This window comes from Winogradskyella psychrotolerans RS-3 (genome assembly GCF_000427335.1).
GTDB classification, from domain to species: Bacteria; Bacteroidota; Bacteroidia; order Flavobacteriales; family Flavobacteriaceae; genus Winogradskyella; species Winogradskyella psychrotolerans.
The window spans coordinates 1-26084 of the sequence record NZ_ATMR01000102.1 but is presented as its reverse complement, the minus strand read 5'-3'; the positions used below and the strand labels follow the sequence as shown (position 1 = coordinate 26084).

The window sequence follows — 26084 nt, the reverse complement described above, 5'->3', positions numbered from 1 at the left end:
GTGGAGGTTATAATTGAGTTTGTTTTTACAGCAATTTTTGAGTCATTACCAAAACTTATAGGAACCTCTTTACGTTGGTGTTATTACTTAGGAACCAAAAGTTTCGGAACCGTTTTTAGCGAGAATTGGAACAAACGCATCGGTTTTCTAGCAATTAGTATTGTGTTAGTAATTTTACTGAGTTCTTAATTGTTTATTGAAACAACAACCGCCCAGTATAGATGCGCTCAATATCTACAATTGGAGGCTCATTAACAGAGATTAAATCTCCTGTACCTCTAAGACTTCCTGTTAAAGTTTGTTGTGGATTTACAACCATATCATTACTGCCACGATGATAAACATGAACATTCTGAGCCAATAAATCTTCACCTTCAAAACGACCGGCACCTGCATAAAAACCTACAAACAAATCACCTACCGCGCCTTCAACATAAAAAAATGACAGGTTATTGGATTCTATATTCAGGTTTTCAGAATTAATATTGAGCCTAAAATCACCAACGGTAAATTCATTTTCTTCATTAAAATCTTCGGATATCAAGGTCAGCGTATCATAATTTAAAATGCCTTCTGAAGAAATATCATATTGTGTAGACGTTCTTATTTCTGTAAGCGTGGGTGTTTCTACGTATATTTTAGTGATTCCATAATCTCTTACGTAGTTGCAAGAATTATTATCTGTTAAAACCAATCGATCGCCAACCACTTCGACTGTAACATCGTTCATTAGATTTTCACCAGTTTCAATTGTGACTTTATAATCTGGTGCGTCTTTAATAATAAGTTCGACATCTTTATGAACAAGAATGCGTTCAAAACTAGGCACTGAAACTTCTTGTTGAATGATATTTCCAGATGTTTGAAAACAATCGTTAGCATCTTCGCTATTACAAGCAAATATGAACAAGCTAAATATGTAAACTAATTTTCTCATAATCTTACGCCTATTCCAAATTCTACAGCTTCTGCTTTTGCTCCATGTGATTTTAATGTTATAGCACCAAATAGTTTTTTTCCGAAGTACCGTTTTAAACCTATTCTTATATACGTTCTACCTTCAAAATCGAAAGGATAGTATATATAATAACCTAATTGTGATTCAACAGATATGCGGTTAATAAACAATTCATGTCCCACAAAAAGTCCAACACGTTTATAATCTTCATCTCCACTTACATTTTCTTCTGGTAGCGAAACGGATTGGTAATAGATTAATTCCTTTAAAAAGTTTGAGAAAAATACATCTGCACCAAACTGAATGGCACTTACATGGCTTAAGCGTTTATCGGCATAAGCAGACAACACGTAAAATGGAAATTGCCCACTTCCAATGACATCACTTTCGTTGATTCCTGATCTAAATGCAAAATTATATTTTATCTTTTCTGTGAATTTTTCATCATTAACAGTTTCAACAAATTCACTTTCTTCGGAATCTAGATGATAGTTTACACCCAAATTAAAAGCTATGGTATTTACACTTGTGTTTGGTGCCTTAACATTGGCATTAGAATAATGTATTAAAGTCAGACCGGCTTGAATACCAAAACGATTAAAAAGGCGGTCTTTTTTATAGTTAAGCATCACATAGGTTGAACTCAAGATATCAGATCCAAAAGCGACATTCTTTGGATTTTCAATCTTATCATAAGGATTGGTAGAAAAACTTAAACCTTGTCCTATCCGCAACATGACATTACGTTTCAGAAAATAAAAATTGTAGTGCGCGTAGAGACCAAAATTGTTACCTAATGTCTCGCTCTTTAAATCTTGATAAATGAAAGATGCTCCATAATCTGGATAATTATAACGTTGTTCCCAAGCTTCGTTTCCAAACGTTTGCTTATTCCAACTAAAAATAAAACCTTCAGGATGGCCTTTAATTAAGTGCGCAATACTGTTATTATGAAGTGCTATATTGCCACCAAAATAATTGAGATCAAAATACGTATTCTGTTTTTCTTGTTGTCCATAAAGTACTATAGACATTAGTAATAAAATTGTACGTAATAGATTTCGCATTGGCAATTATTGAGGTGCAAAAATAGTCAATAATTACAATTAGGCACTTAAGTAAGAGACAAGACTTTACACAAATAAAGTAGCGATTAACGCTATAGCTGTTAACACTAAAAGTTGCAAAGCAAATCTAAAATCTGATTTATACTTATTTATTAATTTCATGATAAAGGGCTTAATAATAAAGTGCAAATATCTAATTAAATGAACACTCTTTTGTTAATTAAAGCCTAAGAAATTGTTATGTATTTGACGCGACTTTAAGATTCTGGAGCTAATTCTATTTCCAACTCATTTAAGATATCTGAAATAGGAATTTGACAACTCAGTCTGCTATTATCTTTTACATTAAAAGCTTCAGATAACATCGCCTCTTCTTCGTCTTCCATTGTATTTAACTTATGCGCTGAGTTCACATAACATTGACAAGAGGCACACATTGCCATACCACCACAGACTCCAATTGTACCCTCAGGCGCTAACTCATAAGAACGCACCACTTCCATTAAATTCATGGCCATGTCTGTTGGAGCTAAAATGGTGTGCTTTTCACCATATCGGTCCGTAATATGAATGGTAACATCTTGCATTATACTATTGCCTTTACGACTGCTTTTGGAGATTCTTTTCTTGTACCATCAAAACCATTTATACCACTTACTGTTGTGTATTTTAGAACGAATTTCTTTCCAGGATTTAGTCTTTTATAAGCGGACTGACACATTAAAGTCGCTTCATGAAAACCACAAAGAATTAATTTTAATTTTCCTTCATAGGTATTGACATCGCCTATGGCATATATACCAGGAATATTCGTTTGGTAATCTACTGTATCGACCTTAATGGCATTTTTTTCAATCTCCAATCCCCAATCTCCAATTGGTCCTAATTTTGGTGATAAACCAAAGAGTGGAATAAAAGCATCTGCCTCTATAATTTGAGTGTCTCCATCTTTAGTCACCGCTACTCCTTCAATTTTATGTTTACCTTGAAGTCCTGTAATTTCAGCTGGTGTAATGATGTTTATTTTGTTGAGTAATTTTAATTCTTGAACACGTTCTACAGAATCTAGAGCACCTCTAAATTCATTTCGTCGGTGAACCAAAGTCACTTCTGAAGCGACATCAGCAAGAAAGATACTCCAGTCTAAAGCTGAATCTCCTCCTCCTGCAATTACTACTTTTTTATCGCGATACACTTCTGGATCTTTAATAAAATATGCTAAACCGTTATCTTCATAGCTATCGATATTTTCTAATTGTGGTTTTCTTGGTTCAAAACTGCCTAAACCACCAGCAATAGCTATAATTGGAGCATTATGTTGTGTGCCCTTATTTGTCGTAACGATAAAACTTCCATCGGCTAAAGTCTCAATCGTTTCGGCACGTTCACCTAAAGTAAAACCAGGTTGAAATTGTTTGCCTTGTTCTAATAAATTCGAAGTTAAATCACCGGCTAAAATCTCAGGAAATCCCGGAATATCATAAATTGGTTTCTTAGGATATAATTCGGAGCATTGACCACCAGGTTGGGGCAATGCATCAATTAAATGGCACTTTAATTTTAGCAATCCAGCTTCAAATACTGTAAATAAACCTGTTGGTCCTGCTCCTATAATAAGTATATCTGTTGTAATCATAATCTACATTTTTTCGACTAAACCTTTAGTGAATTCGTTTAATTTTTCAACTTTCTGCTCAAAGTCTCCTTTAATTGTTTTTCTATATATATTGAGATTCTTTACTAAATCGTCAATATTTTCTGGTATGACATCTTCAAAAAACTGACGTAATCGTTTGGCTGTAGTTGGTGATTGTCCATTAGTGGAAATCGCCACTTTTACATTGCCTTTAGTTACGATGCCTCCCATATAAAAATCACAATATGGTGGATTGTCTGCCACATTAACCAATTTGTTTTGAGAACGGCAATCGTTGTATATTTTGATATTTACTTCAGGTAGATCTGTTGTTGCAATCACCATATGATGCCCTTTTAAATAGCCGTTTTTATAAATATCGTCAACACGTTTTACGTTTCCGGTTTTAGCAATTGCAATCGTTCCTTCTCTATACATTGGTGAGACCATAGTGACATTGGCATCTGGACTCGATTTTAAAAGAAACGTTAATTTTTCTTCTGCGACATTGCCACCTCCCACAATCAAAACATTGAGGTTCTTAGCTTTTAAAAAGATGGGATATAAATTATTCCGTTCCATAATTAAGCTATTTGTTTCTGAATGTTATACTGTGCTAAATCTGCTTTAGTATAAATATCGGTAAGATCTACACGTTGATTTACAACTTCCCCTATGATGATAATTGCAGGATTTGATAGTTGTTTTTCTTCAACAATAGCTTCGATATTAGACATTTTACCGATACCAACATTTTCATTTGGTCTGGTTCCATTTTGAATAATAGCAATGGCTGTTTCAGACTTTCCTTCCTTAGAAAAAATTTGAACAATTTCGGAAAGTTTACTCATTCCCATTAAAATAACTACAGTAGCTGTCGATTGTGCTGCTAAAGCAATATCTCCTGAAATTTCATGTGATTTTGTGGTTCCTGTAATGACCCAAAAACTTTCAGCGGCATTCCGCTTCGTTAATGGAATACCTTGATATGCTGGCACTGCAGCCGACGAGGAAATACCGGGAACAATAGCCACTTCAATCGCGTATTCTTTAGCATAATCTAATTCTTCCGCACCACGACCAAATATAAAAGGATCACCACCTTTTAAACGCACCACATGACCAAATCTTAAAGCGCGTTGCACTATTAATTCGTTAATTTGATTTTGCTGATACGCATAACACCCTTTTCGTTTACCAACAAAAATCAATTCTGTATTTGGCGCTGCGTATTGTAATAATTCTACATTTACAAGAGCATCATACATAATGACATCTGCAGATTTTATAGCTTTAATGGCCTTTACTGTAATTAAATCTACATCTCCTGGGCCTGCGCCTACTATCGTTAATCTTGGTGTCATACTCTTAGTTTTATGCAACAACTTGTGTATCTCTAAAAGCTCTGACACTTTTTAAAAATTGTTCTGCTGCGTTTATATAATTATTGGCAAAGTCTTTAGTTGGTGGAAATACTTTGATTTGATAAATAAGATCTGAAAAAGATGTTCCTAATTCTATTTTTTTAGTTTCTACAAAAAGTTCATCAAATTGTGAAATGATGCCAGCTTGGGTGTTGGTGCTGATATTTTCTGAAAGTAAAATGGCTTTTGCGGAATTTACCATTGAGCGATACGCTTCATAAATAGCACTCGAATATACTTTGTTAGAATAAGCCTCTTTTGATTCTTCAATTTTCTCATCACTTTCTAGGAATAATGTGGCGATTAAATCGATAACGACTCCGGCGCACTCACCTATTCCAATGGCTTTTACATATTGTTCTTCTGTTCCCCAATCGATAAAATCTTCTTGAGTCAAATTTTCAGTGTCCGATAAATCCGTTAATAAGTGATAGAAATACTTTTCGCCTTTTTCTTTATAATAGTCGACGAATTGTTTGCCTTCCGCATTTGCTTCAAAATCGTTTAGTATTCTACGTAAAGCATCTGGTCCTCTTCTGCTCGGAATTTTAACCACCTTATCAGCGAAATACGCATTTCCGTTCCCTAAGTTTCCACCGCCTAAAAGCACTTGCAATGCCGGAGCTACTAATTTATCTTTCGTCCGAATTGACATCCCTTGAAAACCAATATTTGCCATATTGTGCTGTCCACAAGCATTCATACAACCACTGATTTTAATCATTAAATCAGAATTTTCGAGATATTGAGGGTACTCCGTTTTAATAACACGTTCTAATTCTTCGGCTATCCCAGTACTACTTGCAATCCCTAAGTTGCAAGTATCCGTACCAGGACATGCTGTTATATCGACAGCTTTATTATAACCCGCTTCAACGAAACCTAACTTCTCTAATTCAACATAAAAAAATGGTAACAAATCTTCTTTTACAAAAGGGATTAAGATGTTCTGACGTAAACTCAATCGCAATTCACCTGCTGCATAGTGCTCAACCAAATCGGCTAATAAGCGTGCTTTATCTGTGTAGAAATCACCCAATAAAACTTTGATTCCAATGGCAACATACCCCTCTTGTTTTTGAGGAATTACATTGGTCGATTTCCATAAATTATACGCCTCCGTATTTTTAATTTCTACATTTGGAGCCGTTACAGAAACTGGTTTTGACACCTTATAATTTGAAGTATCAATCGTTACGGATTTAAATTCTATGGCATTTTGTTCTTCTTCAACCAAAACTTTAAACGCGTCTAATCCTAAATCTTTTATCAAGAATTTAAGTCGTGCTTTGGCTCTACTCTTACGTTCTCCATAACGATCGAACACTCGTAGAACCCCTTCCATCAAAGGAATAATTTTATCTGACGGTAAGAATTCATAAAACAAATCGGCATGCCTAGGTTGTGATCCTAAACCACCACCTAACATTACCTTAAAACCTTTCACTTCATTTTCAATTTTGGCGATAAAACCTAAATCGTGCATGTACGACAACCCTGTATCTTCATCTGAAGCCGAAAAGGATACTTTAAACTTTCGACCCATTTCTTGACACACAGAATTCCGTAAAAAGAACTTGAATAAAGCATCTGCATAAGGCGAAACGTCAAAAGGTTCGTTAGTGTCAATACCAGCTGTTTCAGATGCTGTGACATTTCTAACCGTATTACCACAAGCCTCTCTGATAGTGACATCATCGCGCTCTAATTCTGCCCAAAGTTCTGGTGTTCTATTGATATCCACATAATGAATTTGAATATCTTGACGTGTTGTAATATGCAATCGGCTTCTAGAATATTCATCTGAAACTTCAGCAATACGGCGCAATTGATGACTCAAGACTTTACCATAAGGTAATTTAATTCTAATCATTTGTACACCTTCTTGGCGTTGACCATAAATTCCTCTCGCCAAACGGAGGCTTCTGAATTTTTCTTCGTCAATTTTCCCATTTTGAAAAAGCTCAATTTTATTGGCTAATTCAAGGATATCCTTTTGTACTACTGGATTTTCTAATTCTGTTCTAAAACTCTGCATCTGTTCTATTTATTGAAAATGTATACCACATTCTCTATTGAGAAGTGCTTTTATAGGATCGAAATAATAGTTGTTTTTCGCTAATTGGTTATCTTCTATATATTGATCTAAATCCGAATCGCTCCAATAGTAAAATGGACTCACTTTAAGAATACCATCTTTGCTATAACTTAAAATACTTTTCTTGTCTCTATATTCTGTTTGTCTCACTCTGATATTAGTAAACCATACATCAGGATTCTGCTCTTTTAAAGCACGTCTAAATGGCTCTAACTTTACCGCTTCTGAAAAAACTGCATGATTGTCATCTTCTAAACTTGGTAGTCCAATGGTAGAATCAATCTCTTCTCTAGTATATAAACTTTTATATTTTAGAATATTAAGCTTATATTTTTCTATCAACTTAGCAGCATGTTCGTAAGTGGTTGGTTGGTTATATAAAGTATCGCACCACACTACTTTTATATCTTTATCGAGTTGAGACATTGTGCTCAATAAAACCGAAGAATAGATTCCAAAACTAGTTGTCACAATCTTATTATCAGACAACTTTAAAGCCCATTCTGCAATTTCATTCGGAGTTTTATCTCGTAATTTTTGGTTCCAAACGTCTATATCTATGTCTATCATTTTCCCCATTTTATAGAATTCCAAGTACGTTCATGAAAGAAATAAAGCACCATTTTAGATACTAATTCTATACCTCCAATTGAAAATGCTAATGCCAAAGTGCCTGTAACCAGATAAGAAATGGTTACTGTTGCTAATGTGCCGACAACTCTCCAACTGACAGTCTTTACGATACTTCGTTTAATATTTTCTTGAGTAGAATTAGATTCTTGTTTATCATTTTCTAAACTTAAATCTGCTTGTAATACGCGATCCATAATTGCTATTAAATTTTATAATCCTTTTACCCTATAGATTTAGTAGGATAATGCAAACATATAAATTAATTCCAGTTTAAGACCTGATAATTTCGAAAAAAAAGGATAAAAAAAATAGGAATATGCTAATTAGACAAATCAGCTAAGGTTGTATTTCGGAATATTTCGAGGGTATTATCGCGCACTTTTAGCATTAATTTATTTACGGCGCATGCGTCTTCATCTAAGCAATCATCACACTTTTCGTAAAAATTCAAACTTACACATGGCACCATTGCAATAGGACCTTCTAATAATCGCATTACAGTTGTCATAGGAATTTCTTTCGGATCCTTTAATAAATAGTATCCTCCACCTTTTCCTTTTTGGAACCTAACAATCCATTTTTTCTTAAGGTCAATAATATACTTTCCAGAAATTTTTGAGATATATTTTCTGTTTTTGAAATTGTAGATATTTGAACAGGAACACGATCTTTCTGTCGTGCTAAGTGTACCAAGGCTTTTATTCCGTATTTTGTTTTCTTTGAAAGCATAATGTAAATCTAGTCCTTTTTTATAAATTTTGAATACTAAATTGTAGTTCAGAATACACCAAAACCTAATAAATTCATAAAAAAGGGAATTAAAATTTCATTCCATATAATTTTTCTACTTTTGTACCATCAAAAATTGAGAGGAAAAATTTGATCTGATTGCAACCTCTGACGCCGAATGTAATTCAGCCGAAACAAAAAATGCTAAAGCAGTAAGTTTTCTACTTCTCTAGCGACCAAGCAATCTGAAATTTTCCGTAGATTTAATATAACCTAAAAATAGGACATATGCCATATTTATTTACTTCAGAAAGTGTATCTGAAGGACATCCAGACAAAGTAGCAGATCAAATTAGTGATGCTCTCATCGATAACTTTTTAGCTTTTGATCCAGAATCTAAAGTCGCTTGTGAAACTCTTGTTACCACAGGACAGGTTGTTCTTGCTGGTGAAGTAAAATCGAACACCTACCTCGATGTACAGAAAATAGCAAGAGACACCATTAACAAAATAGGCTATACAAAAAGTGCTTATATGTTTGATGGCAATTCTTGTGGAGTCTTTTCTGCCATACATGAGCAATCAGAAGAAATTAATCGTGGTGTAGATAGAGCCTCAAAAGAAGAGCAAGGTGCTGGTGACCAAGGTATGATGTTTGGTTATGCAACCAACGAAACCGAAAATTATATGCCTTTAGCTTTAGACTTATCACACAGAATTCTAAAAGAATTAGCTGAGTTACGTCGCGAGAATAAAGACATTACCTATTTAAGACCAGATTCTAAAAGTCAGGTTACCATAGAATATAGTGATGATAACGTGCCACAACGCATTGACGCTATCGTGGTATCTACACAGCATGATGAGTTTGATGCTGATGAAGTGATGTTAGCTAAAATCCGTAAGGATATTATTGAAATCTTAATTCCTAGAGTTATTGCTAAGTTACCTGAGCACATTCAAGAATTATTTAATGATGACATTACCTATCATATTAACCCAACAGGGAAATTTGTAATTGGTGGACCTCATGGTGATACTGGTTTAACAGGTCGTAAAATTATAGTAGATACTTACGGAGGAAAAGGCGCACATGGTGGTGGAGCTTTCTCAGGAAAAGATCCAAGTAAAGTAGATAGAAGTGCCGCTTATGCAACAAGACATATTGCTAAGAACTTAGTTGCTGCAGGTTTATGTGACCAAATTTTAGTGCAAGTTTCTTATGCTATTGGTGTTGCTAAACCAATGGGGATTTTTGTTGATACTTATGGTACTTGTCATTTTAATTTAACCGATGGTGAAATTGCAAAAACAGTTGAAAAACTATTTGATATGCGACCAGCTTTTATTGAAGAACGTTTAAAATTACGTCAACCAATGTATAGCGAAACTGCGGCTTATGGCCACATGGGAAGACAGAACGAAGTGGTTACTAAATCATTTGAGCAACCGAATGGTGAACCGATCACTTTAGACGTAGAATTGTTTACTTGGGAAAAGTTAGACTATGTTGATAAGGTAAAAGCTGCTTTTGAAATAGTTTAGATTTTAAATCATTATAATATATAATAAAACACCCTAACTTAAAATTAAGTTAGGGTGTTTTCATTTAAACTAATAAACTTTATTTACTCTTCTAAACTAATACTTTTAATATTATCATTATAAACGCGATCTATTAAAATATGTCTTGGATCTATCGCTGCTTTAACTGGCAATGAATCTAACTGCACAGTAATTGATGTGTTTGCCTTATTAAACATCATACGTTTTTGACTGTAAAGTCGTTCTTCAGCATCATCCATAAAGAAACCAACGTCTATCCAATCGTTTATGGCGGTCTGAGTTTCGTTTCCTAAACTATCCGATTTTATTTTAGAACTCTCAATCTCTAAAGTAACTTCATACTTTCCGTTATCCAGCACTTTATAGTTCGCTTCTTTTAGACGATTATCGTACAGTGTAATTTCCTTAAACCAATCGGTAATCACATAATTTAAAGAATCTGGAACTTGCGGCTCTAAGTGCCTTAAAAAATCTAACGAGGTTGGATATGGTGGTTTTTTATAGCGGTATTCTTCTAAAAAGCTTTTCATTGCTAAATTAACCTTGTCTTCTCCTATATAATCTTGAAGTGCATACAAAATCACACTACCTTTTCCATAATGGATATAGCCTTGATTTTCTACTTTATATAGCGGTAATTCTTTTTCGCGTTCACCACTACGACCTCTTAAATAACGATCGTGATTGTACTTTAAGAACTCTCTCATTTTCATCGGATTCTCTGTCATACCTTTTAAAGTCATTAAAGATGAATATTCAGAAAAGGCTTCACTCATCATTGTGCCTCCCTGCATATTTGCTCCAATAACTTGGTGTGCCCACCATTGGTGACCCATTTCATGAGCAATAACGGCATCTACTACATTATTTTCGGTTTCATCTTCAAGATTAACAACAAAACCTATCGCTTCAGAATATGGCATTGTTCCAGGAAATGCTTGTGCAAAAGAATCATATCTCGGAAACTCTATAATTCGACATTGTTTATGAAAATAAGGTCCAAAATTTTCGATATAATAAGCCAATGAACGTTCTACAGCATCGAGCATCATATCTACGTTTTCAGGATGATTTTCATCATAATAAACTTCAATATCAATCCCATTCCATTTGCGTGTTTTAATTTCATAATCCGCAGACATAAAGGAATAGAAATTCAGCGATGGCGTATCTGTTTTATAATGGTAATGGTTTCTACCATTTTCTTCCCACTTCTTAATTAAAGAACCCGGAGCAATGGCAGTTTGCTCTTTTATCGTAGAAATATAGGTTTCTACATTTATAAAATCAGATTGGCCGTTATTGAGGTAATTACGATTATGAAGCTCACTTAATTCTGACGTTAATTCTGGCGTACGCTCTTTAGGCTCTAGATCATATTTTTTTCGTGTGTTATTATCACTAAGCTCATAACTTTCATTATAACCCATGGTTGGTAAAATATCCCCATTATTAAAGAAGGTTCCATTCTTAATAATATTGGTTGCCCCTCTTCCATTTTCAAAGCCTTTGGTAATAAACTTATTGTCAATATTCATTACAATAGTATCACCCGGTTGTAACGGAGGCGTTAATTTATAAATGGTATATAAATAAGTGGTGTCCTTGTAAACAGGTTTCGCATTAGGAATATTCAATTTGGTGTCCCAACCATCATTATTAAAAAAGTGGAGTGAATCAATAACCTGACTAGATTCATTCGTTAATTCAATAGCTGCCTTAACATGAATATCCCGTTTATTCGGAAAAATATCGATGTAGTATTTAGCATCAGTAACTTTAGGATGCACCGCCTTTTTATACTTATTGTATTTCTTTTCAAAATCTGCCATTAATTGCTCAGTGGTGTCACTAGAACGATATGGATTTAAAACTTGCGTATTATAATACACAAAACCCGCCACACCTAGCCAAACGATAAACGTTAAGGCTATAAAGCCACGATAGCTTTTAGGCACTTCTTTTCTCGCCGTTTTAATACGACTCCATAATGAGTTTTTTGTGCCTCTATTCCATAACGCTCCTGCAATTAGTAGTCCTAAAACTGAAATTAAAACCCAATAGAGGTTAAACCATAATTTGCTAGTTAAGCCAGGTCCAAAAGCATTCATATCAGAATACATAATGGAAGCACCTCCTCCAATACTCAACATATTGCTACTAATATCAAAAATACTCAGTATAATATCCCAAACCAACAATACTAAAACCGAGATAAAGTAGCCAATATACTTGTTACTAGACAAGACTTGAATTGTAATCATAATACCACCAAACACTATGTAAAGTGGAAGGTTTTCGTATACTAAATCTAAAAAATAAACGTCTAATTCAATCCTTGAAAATCCGTGTAATAATTGATAAACAATACCAATCAGAATAAAGAACAAATTTAAAATCACTGTAATGCCAACTAATGATAACGCTTTAGCTGCCAAAGAAATAAAAGAGGTGTGAGCCGTAGCATCGACCACTTCATTTATTTTAGAATCTCTATCGCGCCAAATTAATTCGCCACTAAAAAAGATAAGAATAATAATGGTAAAAATATTAGTATTATCCTTTATGGAATCCATTAATTTATAGGTAAGCGGATAAGATTGTAATCCGAAATACTCAAAGCCACCACTTAAATCTGCGACTAAAATAATGATACAAAATAGAAATAGTATTTTAAAAGTTACACTCTTTACAATACTCAAAAAGTTGGTGTAAAAAAAGCTTTTAAACTGCACCCAATTCGCAGAAACGTTATAAGTAGGATTAACTTTAGGACGATCAAAAACAGTTTCATTTGTAGTCTTACTTACTTTTTGGTTTTTTACTTTTTTGTTCTTTGTCTTAAAAGAAAAACTAAAGTAAGACAACATTAAAACCACAATACCAACGGACATCCAAATGAAACGGTTCCAAAATAAGACTCCGTTAAACCCAGGACTAATGGTATTCTTTTCAATAGGTGTAAAATACTTTGTTTCTATGGCATAGGTATTAATCCCAAAAACATCTGAAAGCGCAGCCATGGTTTCATTATCTACATCAGACATTAAAGAACCTGAAACGATATAAGCCACAATAATCACTAAACCACCAACAAAAGAAATAACGGTACTTTTCCATTTGTTAGCCATTGCAAAAATTACTGAGCCAGCCAAAAACATATTTGGCAATATGAATAGTAAATAATTATTGATAAAGGTTTCGAGATAAAAATCACCAAACCGTTCGGTATCCATCCATCCAAAAATAGAATTCATATAGGTTCCTAAAAGCATACCTATAAATACACCTAATAAGGGTAACGTAGAAACAAGCAATGCTCCAAAAAAGCGCCCAAAAAAGTAACCTGGTTTACTTAAAGGAGTTGTAAATAAAATTTCATTAAACTCATTATTATGATCTCGTAATGCTGCATTATTAAAGAAAGCAACAGCCATTAAAAGACTGAAAATACAGAATACAGTGACGTGAATAGTAATGGTGTATGGCGAATTGCGGTACACATTACCGATGGCGCCACCAACTTGGACATTATCACTAACTGTAGCGAAAAACTCCATTAATGCCAATATGAAGATAAAGATATACACCATGGGTTGCTTGAGTGTATATTTTAATTCTGATAAAAAGAATGTTTTAAACATGATTTAAAATGGTTAGGAAGGATTAAACTAATACGTTTGATGTGTTGATTCTTGAAAAGAATACATCTTCTAGATCAGGAGCAACTTGCTCAAATCCGTTCTGAGGATGTTCTTCACTAAACACATGAATCAATGGTTGTCCTCCTACCATTTTATTTGAAATTATTTTATAATCCGTAGCATACCCTTGAAGCTGATCTCTACTCACAATCTTTTGAAAAACTTTACCGTTTAACGCTTCAATTGCAGATTGAGGCGAACCGTGATAAACAATTTCACCTAAATTCATTATCGCCATTTTGGTACATAATTCTCGTACATCTTCTACAATATGTGTTGAAAGAATAACGATGACTTCTTTACCAACGTCTGCCAATAAGTTGTAGAAACGATTTCGTTCACCAGGATCTAAACCTGCTGTAGGTTCATCTACAATAATAAGTTTTGGATTGCCTATAAGTGCTTGTGCAATACCCACACGCTGTTTCATTCCACCAGAAAAGCCTTTTACAGATTTATTACGCTTTTCATAAAGGTTAACTTTGTCTAATAAATAATTGACTAATTCTTTACGTTCTTTAGCGTTAGTGATGCCTTTTAAAATTGCTAAATGCGTTAATAATTGTTCCGCTGTAATACGAGGATATACTCCAAATTCTTGTGGTAAATAGCCTAAGACTTTACGAAGTTCTGCCGGATCATTTAAAATATCAATATCATCTAAAGTTGCGGTACCTGAATCTGCTTCTTGCAAGGTTGCGAGTGTTCGCATTAGTGACGATTTCCCAGCGCCATTTGGACCTAGAAGTCCAAACATACCGTTTTCTAATTCTAGACTTACATTATCTAAAGCTTTGACACCATTAGCATATGTTTTTGATAAATTATTGATTTTTAGCGTACTCATGAAAAGATTTTTTGGTTGATTAGTTATAAATAAGACGGCCCATATTGAAAAGTGTTACATTATCCATAACATTTTAATTTCCAATAAGCTATCCTTTTATAATTAAAGACGCAAAAATTAGGCAAATGGTTGCCTACTCAATTAAGAATTTGAGCTTAGTGAATTCGTAAAAAAACAGGTGTTACTTTCTTAAATAGGTAATAAACGAAAACGCATACGCATGCTTTTCATCAGCATCATGTGTTGTTCTCTTTACCTCTTGCCATTTGGTCTCATCAATTTCCGGGAAAAACGTATCGGCATTTTCAAACTCAGCATGTACACGTGTTATTTCAAGTTTATCTGCCAAAGGCATGGATTGCTTATAGATTTCACCTCCTCCAATAATAAAAGGTTGTTTATCCGATCTTGCTGCGTCTAAAGCGTCATGAAGTGAATTAACAACAATAACATCACTGGGAACTTTATAACCATCTTGCCTTGTAATAACAATGTGAGTACGGTTTGGTAAGGGTTTCGGGAAGCTTTCAAAAGTTTTACGTCCCATAATAATATGATGACCGTTCGTTAAGGACTTAAAATGCTTAAGATCGTCACTTAGGTGCCAAATTAAATCGTTGTCTTTTCCTATAGCATTATCTTCACCTGCAGCCACAATTATGGTTAGATCAGAATTCTTTTTTTTTGTGCTATAGTGTCTTTTTTGTTCGGTTCTGTATACGCTTGCGTCTGAGCACTTTTAGGTTCCTCTTTAACAAAGTTCTGTTTTAACTTATCTATGCGTGCTTGTTGTTGATTTACTAGTTTTTCAAGCTGTTGCTTTTCCCAGTCTTTACCCATAAATTTATTGGTAATAAAAACACTTACAAAGTGATAAATAAAAAGAAAAAACCATGCCAAAATCGCATATACAAACCAATCAATCCCAGCAGGTTTAAAAGTTTCTCCAATTTTTAAAACGGTATTTGCTAAAATCAAAAAGACGGCACCAATTAAAAAGATAACGAAATGAACATACAATCGCTTCTTTTGCTTAATGCGTTTTTGAGCATTTTCAATGAGCTCTAATTGATCTTTATCTATGGTTGTAACTTGTTTTTTTTTGCCGAACATAATCGTAATTTAATAAGATAAAGATACTTTATTTTCACTAAAACGATTGGGGGATTTTAGCTGTTTTCTACTTTTTTATTTCCGAAAACGATATCACTGAAAATCAATACAATATGAATAAGTTCTTTTGTTATTAATCCGTTAAAATAAGCATCGAAATTTTACGTAGTATATGATTAATTGAATCCAATATTATTAAATCCATAAATCTTTAGTTTTTAGATAATTAAACATTTACAAGTACTGTATTCTTTTCTATTTTTGTTTTATAATTAATTCTATTATTAAAATTTATTATTATGGCAATTAAAAAACAGTATTTAAAGTCTAAACCTGTTTGTAAAGTAACATTTTCTGTTCCTGCAAAAGAGGCAAAAAATGTAGCCGTTGTTGGAAGCTTTAACGAGTGGAATACTGAAGCTACTGAATTAAAAAACAAAAGAACGGAACTTTTAAAGGCACTTTAGATTTAGCTAAAGATACATCTTATGAGTTTAGATACTTGGTTGATGGTGCTTACATCAATGATGATCAAGCAGATTCTTATGCATTCAACGAATTTGCAGGAGAAGAAAACTGTGTAATCAATTTATAGGATTTTTCTATAAAATAAAGACATCAAAAAAAAGCATATCGATTTAGTTCGAAATGCTTTTTTAATTTACGCTAACAACCGAATCGTCATTAAAACACTAAAACGTGTCTCAACAGGTTTTCCATTGCTTGTTCCTGGCTCCTTAAATTTTGGCATTCGTTTTATAAGTTGAATAACATCTACAGCAATGGCCTTATGATGTGCCTTAACATTAATTTGCTCAGTTTTACCCTTTTTGTTAATGACAAATTCGACATGAAATTGGGTAGTTAAATCCGTTGGAAAGACTTTCTCTGCGAGTTCATAGTTAAAACTCACTTTGATATAATCCATAATTTTATCTGAAGTGCATTGTTTAGTCTCTTCAAAACTTAATTCTTGATTACACCCTCTATAAACAGGATACGACGCGTCTTCATTTTCTTGTGCACTCAAAAACAAGCTAAAAAAGAAAATAACAGCAATAACGAAATTTCTCATTAAACAAAATTTAAACGGCTACTTTACCTTTAATATGTGGATGCGGGTTGTAATCTACCAATGTAAAATCACCAAATTTAAAATCGAAAATATCGTTCACTTCAGGATTTAAAATCATTTTAGGTAACGGCCTAATATCTCTAGACAATTGTAATTCTAGCTGCTCCTTATGATTATTATAAATGTGAGCATCACCAAATGTGTGAATAAAATCACCCGCTTCATAGCCACAAACCTGAGCCATCATCATGGTAAATAAAGCGTAAGATGCAATATTAAATGGTACGCCTAAAAACGTATCTGCACTTCGTTGGTAGAGTTGGCAAGATAATTTACCATCAGCAACATAAAATTGAAAAAACGCATGACACGGAGGCAAAGCCGCTTTTCCATTAGCTACATTCTCTGAAAATGACTTAGATGTATCTGGTAATACTGAAGGATTCCAAGCCGAAACTAACATTCTACGACTATTAGGATTGGTTTTTAAAGTTTGAATAACCTCTTTAATTTGATCGATTTCTTCACTAGCCCAGTTTCTCCATTGATGACCATAAACAGGACCAAGGTCACCGTTTTCATCAGCCCAATCATTCCAAATTTTCACTCCATTTTGAGTAAGATAATTAATATTAGTATCACCTTTTAAGAACCAAAGTAATTCATAAATAATAGATTTTAGATGTAACTTTTTGGTCGTTACCATTGGAAATCCTTGGCTTAAATCGAAACGCATTTGGTAACCAAAAACACTTTTTGTTCCTGTACCTGTACGATCTCCTTTTTCGTTACCTTCTGCTAAAATATGCTTTACTAAATCGTGATATTGCTTCATAACATTTCCCACGAAATTGGGAATCTCTTTTAATTAAACTTTACTGTAATTCTAAATTACTGATTAGGTCATCAACAATACGAAAATAAGAAAAAAGCATCAAATGTGATATCTGATGCTTTAGTATATGTGAAATATTATTTTTTAATAATTCTGCTACCCAATAATCATTCCCGCAATAGTCGCAGAAATTAAAGAAGCAATTGTTCCTCCGATTAAAGCCTTCATACCAAATTTAGACAATTGTGTACGTTGTCCTGGTGCTAAAGAACCAATACCTCCAATTTGAATCCCTATAGATGCGAAATTAGCAAAACCACATAACATATAAGTGGCCATAATAATAGACTTCTCATACGTAAGATGGGTTGCGTTCGCTGCATTTTTTAAATCAGCCAATTGTATATAACCTATAAACTCACTTGCTGCTAGTTTAATTCCAAGCAACTGTCCCATCAAAGCCATGTCTTCAGACGCCACACCTATAAGCCACATTAATGGAGCAAATAGATACCCTAAAAGAAATTCTAAGGATAGACTGTCGTATGGCGTATTGCCTGCTATAATTTCATTTAGAGACGTAAAATGCCAATCTATATTTAAAGCAGCAATTGTGAAACCATCAAATCCCGCAAGACCTCCAAGAATCCCATTTATCATAGCAATAAAAGCTACGAATACCAATAACATTGCACCAACATTAACCGCTAATCTTAAGCCTTCAGTTGTTCCGTTTGCAATAGCTTCCAAAATATTAGAACCTATTTTTTCTTGAGACACAGTAACATCTGTATTTACTTCTTCTGTTTGAGGGAATAATATTTTTGAAATCACTATCGCACCTGGCGCAGCCATTACTGAAGCCGCTAATAAATGCTTAGCATAAAATAATTGCAATGCCTCATCTTCACCACCTAAAAAGCCAATATACGCCGCTAAAACAGCACCTGCAACGGTTGCCATTCCACCAATCATCACTAAAAGTATTTCAGATTTATTCATTTTCTCCAAATACGCTTTAATAAGCAAAGGAGCCTCTGTTTGACCTAAGAAAATGTTACCCGCAACACTTAAACTTTCTGGACCAGAAATGCCAAGAACCTTAGATAACAACCACCCCATACCTTTTACTACTTTTTGGATGAGCCCTAAATAGAATAAAACTGACGTTAAAGCTGAAAAGAATATAATCGTTGGTAATACTTGAAAAGCAAAAATAAATCCGAAAGAGTTGATATCTAACATCCCTCCAAATAGAAATTCACTACCGGCTTGTGTAAATCCAAGAATAGCAATAAATCCTTGGCCGATATATTCAAAAAACTGTCTTTACAAAATCTACTTTTAAAACCCCAATTGCTATAACCAATTGAAATACTAAACCTACTCCAACAGTTTTCCAATTAATAGCTTTACGGTTACTACTGAACAGAAAAGCGATAAAAATCAAAGTTACCATACCTAAAATCCCTCTCCACAAACTGGTAAAGGAAAAACCTTGGTTTGGTATGATTTCATCTATAGTTGACACAGGTGTAACAATAGCTTCTTCTTCAGCTGCTACTAAATTAAAATGCATTTCTTTTCCCGAGAAGACTAAAGTAGAATCTGTAAGTTCAGTTATTTTATATCTTTTAATAGAGTTTAATGAATCGTTGTGATAAAGTACCAACAAGTTATTTTGATACATATAATCTCCTTTAATACTGTTTACTGAGTTTGAAGAAAAATTAAATTCACCTTTTTTAAACTCTAGCGTTTTATAAGTACTTTCAGAAGCAGTTGACTCCCACGTTTTTTCAAGTTCCTGGGCTGTAATTGATGAAAGTCCAATAAAAATAGCCAGAAAAGCCTTGAAAAACTGATTCATAAAAAGAAGTATTAATTAACGTTTAGAAATTTCGTCTCTTACTTTGGCAGCCTTTTCATAATCTTCATTATTAACAGCTTCATTTAAGAGTTCATTGAGTTCTTCGAGAGATTTATTTTTATAACCTTCTTGTTCTGCAGATGCAGTTTCAATTTCTTCAACAATAAGATCATCAACAAGAATGCTATCTTGCTCTTCGTCGTCTTCCTTTTTAGGATTGACTTTAAGATAGATTCCAGCTTTATCAAGAATATTTTTATATGTAAAAATAGGAGCTTGAAAACGTAAAGCCAACGCAATAGCATCGCTAGTTCTTGCGTCTATAATTTCTTCAATTTTATCGCGTTCGCAAATTAAGCTTGAATAGAACACACCATCAACCAACTTATGAATAATCACTTGTTTGACAACAATATCGAAACGATCTGCGAAGTTTTTAAATAAATCGTGAGTTAAAGGACGTGGAGGTCGGATTTCTTTTTCTAATGCAATAGCAATAGACTGCGCCTCAAAAGCACCAATTACAATTGGTAGTTTCCGATCACCATCCACTTCATTAAGTATTAAAGCGTAAGCACCATTTTGGGTTTGACTGTAAGAGATGCCTTTGATATTTAAACGAACTAAACTCATAATTTATAAAACACAAAGAACTGTTTAAATTTGGACTTTACCAACTGCATTGTGCAGATTTGGTTAATTTCCTCTATACTTTCGATAAAACGCAAGTGAATAAGAGGAATCTAAATTTAAACAGTCCTTAATTAATACCGCATCCTTTTATTATGAATTGGTATTGAATATTACAAGGTAATAAAATTATGCGTTTGCCGCTTTAAAAGCTTTTAATTTTTCAATTAATTTAGGCACAACTTCAAATGCATCACCTACAATTCCATAATCTGCAGCCTTAAAGAAAGGCGCTTCTGGATCTGTATTTATTACCACTTTTACTTTTGAAGAGTTAATACCAGCTAAATGCTGAATCGCTCCAGAAATACCAATAGCAATATATAGGTTAGACGCAACAGGTTTTCCTGTTTGACCTACATGTTCTCCATGTGGTCTCCATCCTAAATCTGATACAGGTTTAGAACACGCCGTTGCTGCTCCTAAAACTTCTGCAAGTTCTTCAATCATTCCCCAGTTTTCCGGACCTTTTAATCCTCTACCACCAGAAACAACGATTTCCGCATCTGCAATACTTACTTTATCTGTTGCTTTATCTACCGACTCAACTTTTACCCCAGATTCTGGAATTGAAGGTGAAAAATCTTCTATTGACGCATTGCCTTCCGACTCTACCAAACCAAATGAATTGTTAGATAAACCAATAACTTTTATAGCTGTAGTAATTTCTGTATTAGCAAACGCTTTATTTGTAAATGCCGAATGTTTTACTGTAAACGGCGAAACATTAGACGGTGCTGCAACAACATTAGAGACATAACCAGCATCTAAACCTACAGCTAGTAATGGTGCTAAATATTTACTATTGGCGCTTGCACTAACCACAACCACTTTTGATTCTTCATTTTTAGCTGCGGCTTCTAAAGCAGCAGCATATTTTTTAGCGTTAAACACTTTTAAACCCTCGTCTTTTACTAAAAGTACTTTAGAAGCTCCGTAGTTACCTAGCGTTTCTGCGTTATCGGCATTAAAGGCTACAGCAGTTACTGAAGTTCCCATCTGGTCTGCAACAGCTTTAGCATAAGAAACAACTTCTAAAGCCGCCTTTTTAAATTTTCCGTTTTCGGACTCTGTGTATACTAGAATTGACATAATTTTTATTTTTGTCATTCCTGCGAAAGCAGGAATCTATGTTGTTATAATTTATTTTATGGATTCCTGCCTACGCAGGAATGACAGATTAAATCACTTTAGCTTCGTTATGAAGTAAGTTTACTAATTCGTCTATATTATCGGCATCAACTAATTTAACTGCACCTTTAGGAGCTGGTTTTTCAAAACTTACCGCCTTAGTTTCTGCATTAGCATCTGTAGGTTCTACAACCGTCAATGGCTTTTTACGTGCCATCATAATGCCTCTCATGTTTGGAATACGAAGATCACTTTCTTCAACTAATCCTTTTTGACCACCAATAACTAAAGGTAACGACGTACTAACTGTTTCCTTACCTCCATCAATTTCCCTAACCGCTTTTGCGTTAGTTCCATCAACTTCTAAACTAATACAGTTGGCAACAAAATTAGCACCAATTATTCCTGCTAACATACCAGGAACCATTGCACCATTATAATCAATAGATTCTCTACCAGCAATAACTAAATCGTAACCACCATCATTGACCACTTTAGCTAATTGTCTTGCAACCGCATAACCGTCAGTAGCTGGTGTGTTTACTCTAATTGCTGAATCCGCACCAATAGCTAAAGCTTTTCTTAAAGTTGGTTCTGTTTCTGCACCACCAACATTAACAACATCTACACTTGCTCCTTGTTTTTCTTTAAACCACATAGCGCGTGTAAGACCAAATTCGTCATTAGGATTAATAACATACTGAACACCGTTAGTGTCAAACTTTGTATCTCCATCTGTAAAATTAATCTTCGATGTTGTATCAGGTACATGACTAATACATACTAATATCTTCATATAAAATAATTTATTTTAAACGTCTTTTTCTTGAGTACGAAGATAAAAATAATAATTTGAATTTTACTATGCATGCATAGTAAATATTTGAAAAATTCATTTTTTCTGTATTAAACTATTGATTTTTCAAAAATTTGAAGATTTTTTGCTGATTCTATTACAATTCAATTTTTCTACATTTTAAAAGTCTTAGTTAAAGATCAAATAAATCAGAGAAAACATAAAGCTTCAAAATATTTTCTTTTTTCACCTCAAATTTAATGTCATTATATAGTCTAGAATTATTATTTTGTTTTTCGAATAAAAAATAGAAAATGAAGACAATTCAATTTAGAGAAGCTATTTGTGAAGCCATGAGCGAGGAAATGCGCAGAGATGAAAGTGTTTATCTTATGGGTGAAGAAGTAGCAGAATATAATGGTGCATACAAGGCATCTAAAGGTATGTTAGATGAATTTGGCGCTAAGCGCGTTATTGACACTCCTATTGCAGAACTTGGTTTTGCTGGTATTGCTATTGGATCTACCATGACTGGAAACCGTCCTATTGTAGAATACATGACGTTTAACTTCTCTCTGGTTGGTATTGACCAAATTATAAATAATGCGGCTAAAATTAGACAAATGTCTGGTGGACAATTTAAATGTCCAATCGTGTTTAGAGGCCCAACAGCTTCTGCTGGTCAATTAGGAGCAACACATTCACAAGCTTTTGAAAACTGGTTTGCTAACACTCCAGGACTTAAAGTTGTTGTACCTTCAAATCCTTATGATGCCAAAGGTTTATTAAAATCTGCGATTAGAGATGACGATCCAGTTATTTTTATGGAAAGCGAGCAAATGTATGGTGATAAAGGTGAAGTGCCAGAAGGAGAATATGTAGTTCCTATTGGAGTTGCTGAAATTAAACGTGAAGGAACAGATGTTACTATCGTATCTTTTGGTAAAATCATCAAAGAAGCCTACAAAGCTGCTGACGAATTAGAAAAAGAAGGTATTTCTTGTGAGATCATCGATTTAAGAACTGTTCGTCCTATGGATAGAGCTGCAATTTTAAAATCTGTAAAGAAAACAAATCGTTTAGTTGTTTTAGAAGAAGCATGGCCTTTTGGAAATGTTGCTACTGAAATTACTTACTTAGTACAATCTGAAGCATTTGATTTTTTAGATGCTCCAATAATTAAAATAAATACGGCAGATACTCCTGCACCTTATTCACCTGTTTTATTAGCAGAATGGCTACCAAATAGCGATGATGTTGTTAAAGCAGTAAAAAAAGTGATGTACAAATAAATAAAAAGCAAATATCTGCGTTTAGTAAACTTCATTCGTAACCCTCTAACTTATGTTTAGCACGGTTGTTGATGAAGTTTATTTTTTAATATGAAACTAAAACTACTTATCCCATTTCTTGTTCTTGGAATTTTTTCTGCTATGGCTCAGACCAAAGTTAGCGGTCACGTTTTTGATGAAAACAACGTACCAATTCCATTTGCCAATGTATTATTTAAAGGTTCTACAGAAGGTACTATTACCAATGAAGACGGTAAATTCTATCTAGAATCCGATAACACTTGGGACAACTTAATCGTTTCTTTTATAGGTTTTGAAATCCTAGAAGTACCCCTAACTAAATCCGTTAATTACGATCTAAAATTCATTCTTAAAGAAGAAGCATCATCACTAGATGAAGTGCTTATTGTTACAGGAAAGCAATCTAAAAAAGCATCAGAGAATCCGGCAATTAGAATTCTTAAAAAGATTTGGGAACGTAAACGTCAAAATGGTTTAAACCAGTTTAAACAATACGAATACGATCAGTACGAAAAAGTAGAATTTGACCTCAACACTATTGACAGTGCTCTAATAAAAAGTAAGCTTTTTAAGGGTATGGAATTCGTTTTTAACGAAGTTGACACGTCTAATGTTACAGGAAAAACCTACTTACCAATTTTCTTAAATGAATCTGTTAAGAAAATATCTGGAGATAATGTGATTAACAAAAAACATGAAGAGTTAAAAGGGAATAAGAATTCAGGTTTTAGCAACAATCAAGTTATTATAGATTTTATAGACGATCTCTATTCAGAATATAATGTCTACGATAATTACTTAAAATTCTTCGATAAAAGCTTTGTAAGTCCTTTGAGCAGAACAGGTGTTCAAACGTATAACTACGTATTATCCGATAGCGCCTTTATAGATAACAAATGGTGCTACAACATTATTTATTACCCTAGACGAAAAAACGAATTGACCTTTAAAGGTGATTTTTGGGTGAATGACTCAACTTATGCCATTAAAGAAATTAATCTTCAAGCATCAAAAAGCGCGAATATAAACTGGGTTAAAGAAATTTATATTGAACAAGAGTTTGAAGTATTAAACGATTCTGTATTTCTGATAAAACGTGATTATTTCCTTTCGGATTTTGCCATGAATAAAAAAGAAATGTCCAGAGGTGTATATGGAAAACGAACAACTATTTATGACAATTATAAATTTGACCAACCTAAAGACCCAAAGTTTTATGACAAGGTCGTTTATAACTATGATGAAGATGTTTACAACCGAGAGGACGATTTTTGGCAAACCAATAGACTTGAAAACTTAAGTAAAGATGAAAAAGGTGTGTATAAAATGTTAGACACACTAAAAACGGTTAAGAAATTTAAACGCTTGTATAACTTAGGAAGTATTCTGGCTTCAGGTTATATAGAGTTCCCAAGTGTAAATTTAGATTACGGTCCTCTTTTTTCAACCTTTGGTTACAACGAAGTTGAAGGTGTACGATTGCGCACAGGAGGAAGAACGTACTTTGGCCCTAACGATTTATGGCGTATTGAAGGTTTTGTAGCATACGGGTTTAAAGATGATAAATTTAAATACGGAGTTTCTGGAAAATGGCTTTTAGACAAACGTAGTCGATTTACTATTTTTGGTGGTAACAGGCGCGACGTAGAACAAATCGGAGCAAGTTTAACAAGTTCTTCGGATGTTTTAGGTCGTAGTTTAGCATCATCTGCAGTTATTGGTACCGGAACAAATGATAAACTATCAAATATCAATTTAACCAATTTTGGAGCCTCTATAGAGCCTTCTCGAAATTTTGAAGTGCGCATAGATGGAAGCTTCCGTACTATAAGTTCAGCGTCACCAACATTTAGTTTAGATTATATTGATCCTGAATCATTATCAGGTATTTCATCTGAAATTAAACAATTTGAATCGCGACTATCTTTGGGCTATTTCCCAAAACGTCAAATGACAGGTTTTGGAGTAGAACGTAAAAATAAGAATGATAATTTCGCTAGTCTTTTTGCACAAGTGAGTCGTGGAGATCGCAATTGGTTTGATAGTGACTTTGACTATACCAAGGTTCAGTTCTCATATATACAACCATGGCAAGTTGGCGGTTTCGGAAGGTTAGTTACCTCTGTAGAATTGGGTAAAACATTTGGAGAGGTGCCTTTAGGATTGTTGAGTGTTGTTCCTGGTAACCAATCCTATTTTTCAATATACAACACCTTTACACAATTAGATTATTACGAATTTGTTACAGACACTTATAGTTCAGTGCATTTAGAGCACAATTTTAATGGTCGTATTTTTTCTCGTATTCCGTTCTTAAAAAAATACAACTTAAGAGCTATTTTAGGATTACGAGGTGTTTGGGGAGAACTTTCTGATGAAAACATGGCTTTAAACAGTACAGGTAACCTAATGGAAATTCCATTAGTTGCGCCAGATACACGTATGTATTACGAATACAGTTTTGGTGTGGCTAACATTTTTAAAGTGTTGCGTTTAGACTTTAACTTTAGAGGAAATTATTTAGACCGACCAGACGCAAGACCCTTTGGTATTACTGGTAGTTTTGGGTTCTATTTTTAACCTAAAAAACAAAAGGATT

General features: G+C 33.8%; 22 protein-coding genes and 3 pseudogenes. 5 read left to right on the top strand and 20 right to left on the bottom strand.

Annotated elements, in window-relative coordinates; genetic code table 11:
* Entirely contained in the window at positions 1-189 is a 189-nt protein-coding gene (locus ADIWIN_RS10725) for a hypothetical protein (RefSeq protein ID WP_020895184.1), read from the top strand.
* Between the two features lie 4 nt (positions 190-193).
* Here the strand turns inward: ADIWIN_RS10725 and ADIWIN_RS10720 are convergent, their stop codons facing one another.
* The 10 genes and pseudogenes from ADIWIN_RS10720 to ADIWIN_RS10675 all read right to left on the bottom strand — a co-directional run bounded on the left by ADIWIN_RS10720 (position 194) and on the right by ADIWIN_RS10675 (position 8545).
* Entirely contained in the window at positions 194-937 is a 744-nt protein-coding gene (locus ADIWIN_RS10720) for a head GIN domain-containing protein (protein WP_020895183.1), read from the bottom strand.
* Positions 934-2025 (bottom strand): acyloxyacyl hydrolase, encoded by a 1092-nt coding sequence (locus ADIWIN_RS10715; RefSeq protein ID WP_040757036.1) that lies wholly within the window; start codon positions 2023-2025, stop codon positions 934-936. The genes ADIWIN_RS10720 and ADIWIN_RS10715 overlap by 4 nt, the downstream gene beginning before the upstream one ends.
* A gap of 257 nt (positions 2026-2282) precedes the next feature.
* Complete coding sequence (locus ADIWIN_RS10710) at positions 2283-2612, bottom strand: 2Fe-2S iron-sulfur cluster-binding family protein (protein ID WP_020895180.1); 330 nt, start codon at positions 2610-2612, stop codon at positions 2283-2285.
* Positions 2612-3661, bottom strand: a complete 1050-nt coding sequence (locus ADIWIN_RS10705) for an NAD(P)/FAD-dependent oxidoreductase (protein ID WP_020895179.1) — start codon at positions 3659-3661, stop codon at positions 2612-2614. The genes ADIWIN_RS10710 and ADIWIN_RS10705 overlap by 1 nt, the downstream gene beginning before the upstream one ends.
* Positions 3662-3664: 3 nt before the next feature.
* Positions 3665-4243: a precorrin-2 dehydrogenase/sirohydrochlorin ferrochelatase family protein gene (locus tag ADIWIN_RS10700; RefSeq protein ID WP_020895178.1), complete on the bottom strand. Its 579-nt coding sequence runs from the start codon at positions 4241-4243 to the stop codon at positions 3665-3667.
* 2 nt (positions 4244-4245) lie between these two features.
* On the bottom strand, positions 4246-5025 hold the full coding sequence (gene cobA / locus ADIWIN_RS10695; RefSeq protein WP_020895177.1) for a uroporphyrinogen-III C-methyltransferase: 780 nt from the start codon (positions 5023-5025) through the stop codon (positions 4246-4248).
* A 10-nt stretch (positions 5026-5035) separates the two neighbouring features.
* Positions 5036-7123, bottom strand: coding sequence for a ferredoxin-like domain-containing protein (locus tag ADIWIN_RS10690; RefSeq protein ID WP_020895176.1), 2088 nt, complete (start codon positions 7121-7123; stop codon positions 5036-5038).
* A gap of 9 nt (positions 7124-7132) precedes the next feature.
* A complete protein-coding gene (locus ADIWIN_RS10685) occupies positions 7133-7753 on the bottom strand; it encodes a phosphoadenosine phosphosulfate reductase domain-containing protein (RefSeq protein ID WP_020895175.1) in 621 nt (206 codons plus the stop codon).
* Positions 7750-8010 carry a DUF2061 domain-containing protein gene (locus tag ADIWIN_RS10680; RefSeq protein WP_020895174.1) on the bottom strand — a complete coding sequence of 87 codons (261 nt, stop codon included), beginning with the start codon at positions 8008-8010 and terminating at the stop codon, positions 7750-7752. The genes ADIWIN_RS10685 and ADIWIN_RS10680 overlap by 4 nt, the downstream gene beginning before the upstream one ends.
* Positions 8011-8135: 125 nt before the next feature.
* Positions 8136-8545, bottom strand: a pseudogene (locus tag ADIWIN_RS10675) (RrF2 family transcriptional regulator).
* 288 nt (positions 8546-8833) lie between these two features.
* On the opposite strand from ADIWIN_RS10675, the gene metK reads away from it, so the two are divergent.
* Complete coding sequence (metK, locus tag ADIWIN_RS10670) at positions 8834-10090, top strand: methionine adenosyltransferase (protein WP_020895171.1); 1257 nt, start codon at positions 8834-8836, stop codon at positions 10088-10090.
* A gap of 83 nt (positions 10091-10173) precedes the next feature.
* Here the strand turns inward: metK and ADIWIN_RS10665 are convergent, their stop codons facing one another.
* The 4 genes from ADIWIN_RS10665 to ADIWIN_RS21365 all read right to left on the bottom strand — a co-directional run bounded on the left by ADIWIN_RS10665 (position 10174) and on the right by ADIWIN_RS21365 (position 15775).
* Positions 10174-13755: a M1 family aminopeptidase gene (locus tag ADIWIN_RS10665; protein ID WP_040757035.1), complete on the bottom strand. Its 3582-nt coding sequence runs from the start codon at positions 13753-13755 to the stop codon at positions 10174-10176.
* Between the two features lie 22 nt (positions 13756-13777).
* On the bottom strand, positions 13778-14662 hold the full coding sequence (locus tag ADIWIN_RS10660; RefSeq protein ID WP_020895169.1) for an ABC transporter ATP-binding protein: 885 nt from the start codon (positions 14660-14662) through the stop codon (positions 13778-13780).
* 181 nt (positions 14663-14843) lie between these two features.
* A complete protein-coding gene (locus ADIWIN_RS21370; RefSeq protein ID WP_020895168.1) occupies positions 14844-15317 on the bottom strand; it encodes a dihydrofolate reductase in 474 nt (157 codons plus the stop codon).
* Positions 15318-15325: 8 nt separating this feature from the next.
* Positions 15326-15775: a 2TM domain-containing protein gene (locus ADIWIN_RS21365; RefSeq protein WP_020895167.1), complete on the bottom strand. Its 450-nt coding sequence runs from the start codon at positions 15773-15775 to the stop codon at positions 15326-15328.
* A 299-nt stretch (positions 15776-16074) separates the two neighbouring features.
* Here ADIWIN_RS21365 and ADIWIN_RS10645 point away from each other — a divergent pair.
* Positions 16075-16370: pseudogene (locus tag ADIWIN_RS10645) on the top strand (isoamylase early set domain-containing protein).
* Between the two features lie 66 nt (positions 16371-16436).
* On the opposite strand, the gene ADIWIN_RS10640 reads toward ADIWIN_RS10645, so the two are convergent.
* The 6 genes and pseudogenes from ADIWIN_RS10640 to ADIWIN_RS10615 form a co-directional block, all read right to left on the bottom strand.
* Positions 16437-16850: an energy transducer TonB gene (locus ADIWIN_RS10640; RefSeq protein ID WP_020895165.1), complete on the bottom strand. Its 414-nt coding sequence runs from the start codon at positions 16848-16850 to the stop codon at positions 16437-16439.
* Between the two features lie 10 nt (positions 16851-16860).
* Complete coding sequence (locus ADIWIN_RS10635; protein WP_020895164.1) at positions 16861-17685, bottom strand: thymidylate synthase; 825 nt, start codon at positions 17683-17685, stop codon at positions 16861-16863.
* A 156-nt stretch (positions 17686-17841) separates the two neighbouring features.
* A pseudogene (locus ADIWIN_RS10630) lies at positions 17842-19555 on the bottom strand (NupC/NupG family nucleoside CNT transporter).
* A gap of 15 nt (positions 19556-19570) precedes the next feature.
* Positions 19571-20188 carry a bifunctional nuclease family protein gene (locus ADIWIN_RS10625; RefSeq protein ID WP_020895161.1) on the bottom strand — a complete coding sequence of 206 codons (618 nt, stop codon included), beginning with the start codon at positions 20186-20188 and terminating at the stop codon, positions 19571-19573.
* A 186-nt stretch (positions 20189-20374) separates the two neighbouring features.
* Entirely contained in the window at positions 20375-21337 is a 963-nt protein-coding gene (locus ADIWIN_RS10620) for an electron transfer flavoprotein subunit alpha/FixB family protein (RefSeq protein ID WP_020895160.1), read from the bottom strand.
* 88 nt (positions 21338-21425) lie between these two features.
* Positions 21426-22172 carry an electron transfer flavoprotein subunit beta/FixA family protein gene (locus ADIWIN_RS10615; protein WP_020895159.1) on the bottom strand — a complete coding sequence of 249 codons (747 nt, stop codon included), beginning with the start codon at positions 22170-22172 and terminating at the stop codon, positions 21426-21428.
* 314 nt (positions 22173-22486) lie between these two features.
* Between ADIWIN_RS10615 and ADIWIN_RS10610 the strand changes: the two genes are divergently transcribed.
* On the top strand, positions 22487-23464 hold the full coding sequence (locus tag ADIWIN_RS10610; RefSeq protein ID WP_020895158.1) for a pyruvate dehydrogenase complex E1 component subunit beta: 978 nt from the start codon (positions 22487-22489) through the stop codon (positions 23462-23464).
* Between the two features lie 90 nt (positions 23465-23554).
* Positions 23555-26065, top strand: coding sequence for a DUF5686 and carboxypeptidase-like regulatory domain-containing protein (locus ADIWIN_RS10605; RefSeq protein ID WP_020895157.1), 2511 nt, complete (start codon positions 23555-23557; stop codon positions 26063-26065).
* Positions 26066-26084: the final 19 nt, after the last annotated feature.

Coding starts and splice junctions, on each gene's coding strand:
- cobA (WP_020895177.1), bottom strand. CDS start 5,025: ATGACACCAAGATTAACGATAGTAGGCGCAGGCCCAGGAGATGTAGAT.
- metK (WP_020895171.1), top strand. CDS start 8,834: ATGCCATATTTATTTACTTCAGAAAGTGTATCTGAAGGACATCCAGAC.
- ADIWIN_RS10720 (WP_020895183.1), bottom strand. CDS start 937: ATGAGAAAATTAGTTTACATATTTAGCTTGTTCATATTTGCTTGTAAT.
- ADIWIN_RS21365 (WP_020895167.1), bottom strand. CDS start 15,775: ATGTTCGGCAAAAAAAAACAAGTTACAACCATAGATAAAGATCAATTA.
- ADIWIN_RS10640 (WP_020895165.1), bottom strand. CDS start 16,850: ATGAGAAATTTCGTTATTGCTGTTATTTTCTTTTTTAGCTTGTTTTTG.
- ADIWIN_RS10710 (WP_020895180.1), bottom strand. CDS start 2,612: ATGCAAGATGTTACCATTCATATTACGGACCGATATGGTGAAAAGCAC.
- ADIWIN_RS10685 (WP_020895175.1), bottom strand. CDS start 7,753: ATGATAGACATAGATATAGACGTTTGGAACCAAAAATTACGAGATAAA.
- ADIWIN_RS10605 (WP_020895157.1), top strand. CDS start 23,555: ATGAAACTAAAACTACTTATCCCATTTCTTGTTCTTGGAATTTTTTCT.
- ADIWIN_RS10620 (WP_020895160.1), bottom strand. CDS start 21,337: ATGTCAATTCTAGTATACACAGAGTCCGAAAACGGAAAATTTAAAAAG.
- ADIWIN_RS10625 (WP_020895161.1), bottom strand. CDS start 20,188: ATGAGTTTAGTTCGTTTAAATATCAAAGGCATCTCTTACAGTCAAACC.
- ADIWIN_RS10705 (WP_020895179.1), bottom strand. CDS start 3,661: ATGATTACAACAGATATACTTATTATAGGAGCAGGACCAACAGGTTTA.
- ADIWIN_RS10665 (WP_040757035.1), bottom strand. CDS start 13,755: ATGTTTAAAACATTCTTTTTATCAGAATTAAAATATACACTCAAGCAA.
- ADIWIN_RS10690 (WP_020895176.1), bottom strand. CDS start 7,123: ATGCAGAGTTTTAGAACAGAATTAGAAAATCCAGTAGTACAAAAGGAT.
- ADIWIN_RS10635 (WP_020895164.1), bottom strand. CDS start 17,685: ATGAAGCAATATCACGATTTAGTAAAGCATATTTTAGCAGAAGGTAAC.
- ADIWIN_RS10660 (WP_020895169.1), bottom strand. CDS start 14,662: ATGAGTACGCTAAAAATCAATAATTTATCAAAAACATATGCTAATGGT.
- ADIWIN_RS10615 (WP_020895159.1), bottom strand. CDS start 22,172: ATGAAGATATTAGTATGTATTAGTCATGTACCTGATACAACATCGAAG.
- ADIWIN_RS10680 (WP_020895174.1), bottom strand. CDS start 8,010: ATGGATCGCGTATTACAAGCAGATTTAAGTTTAGAAAATGATAAACAA.
- ADIWIN_RS10610 (WP_020895158.1), top strand. CDS start 22,487: ATGAAGACAATTCAATTTAGAGAAGCTATTTGTGAAGCCATGAGCGAG.
- ADIWIN_RS10700 (WP_020895178.1), bottom strand. CDS start 4,243: ATGGAACGGAATAATTTATATCCCATCTTTTTAAAAGCTAAGAACCTC.
- ADIWIN_RS10715 (WP_040757036.1), bottom strand. CDS start 2,025: ATGCGAAATCTATTACGTACAATTTTATTACTAATGTCTATAGTACTT.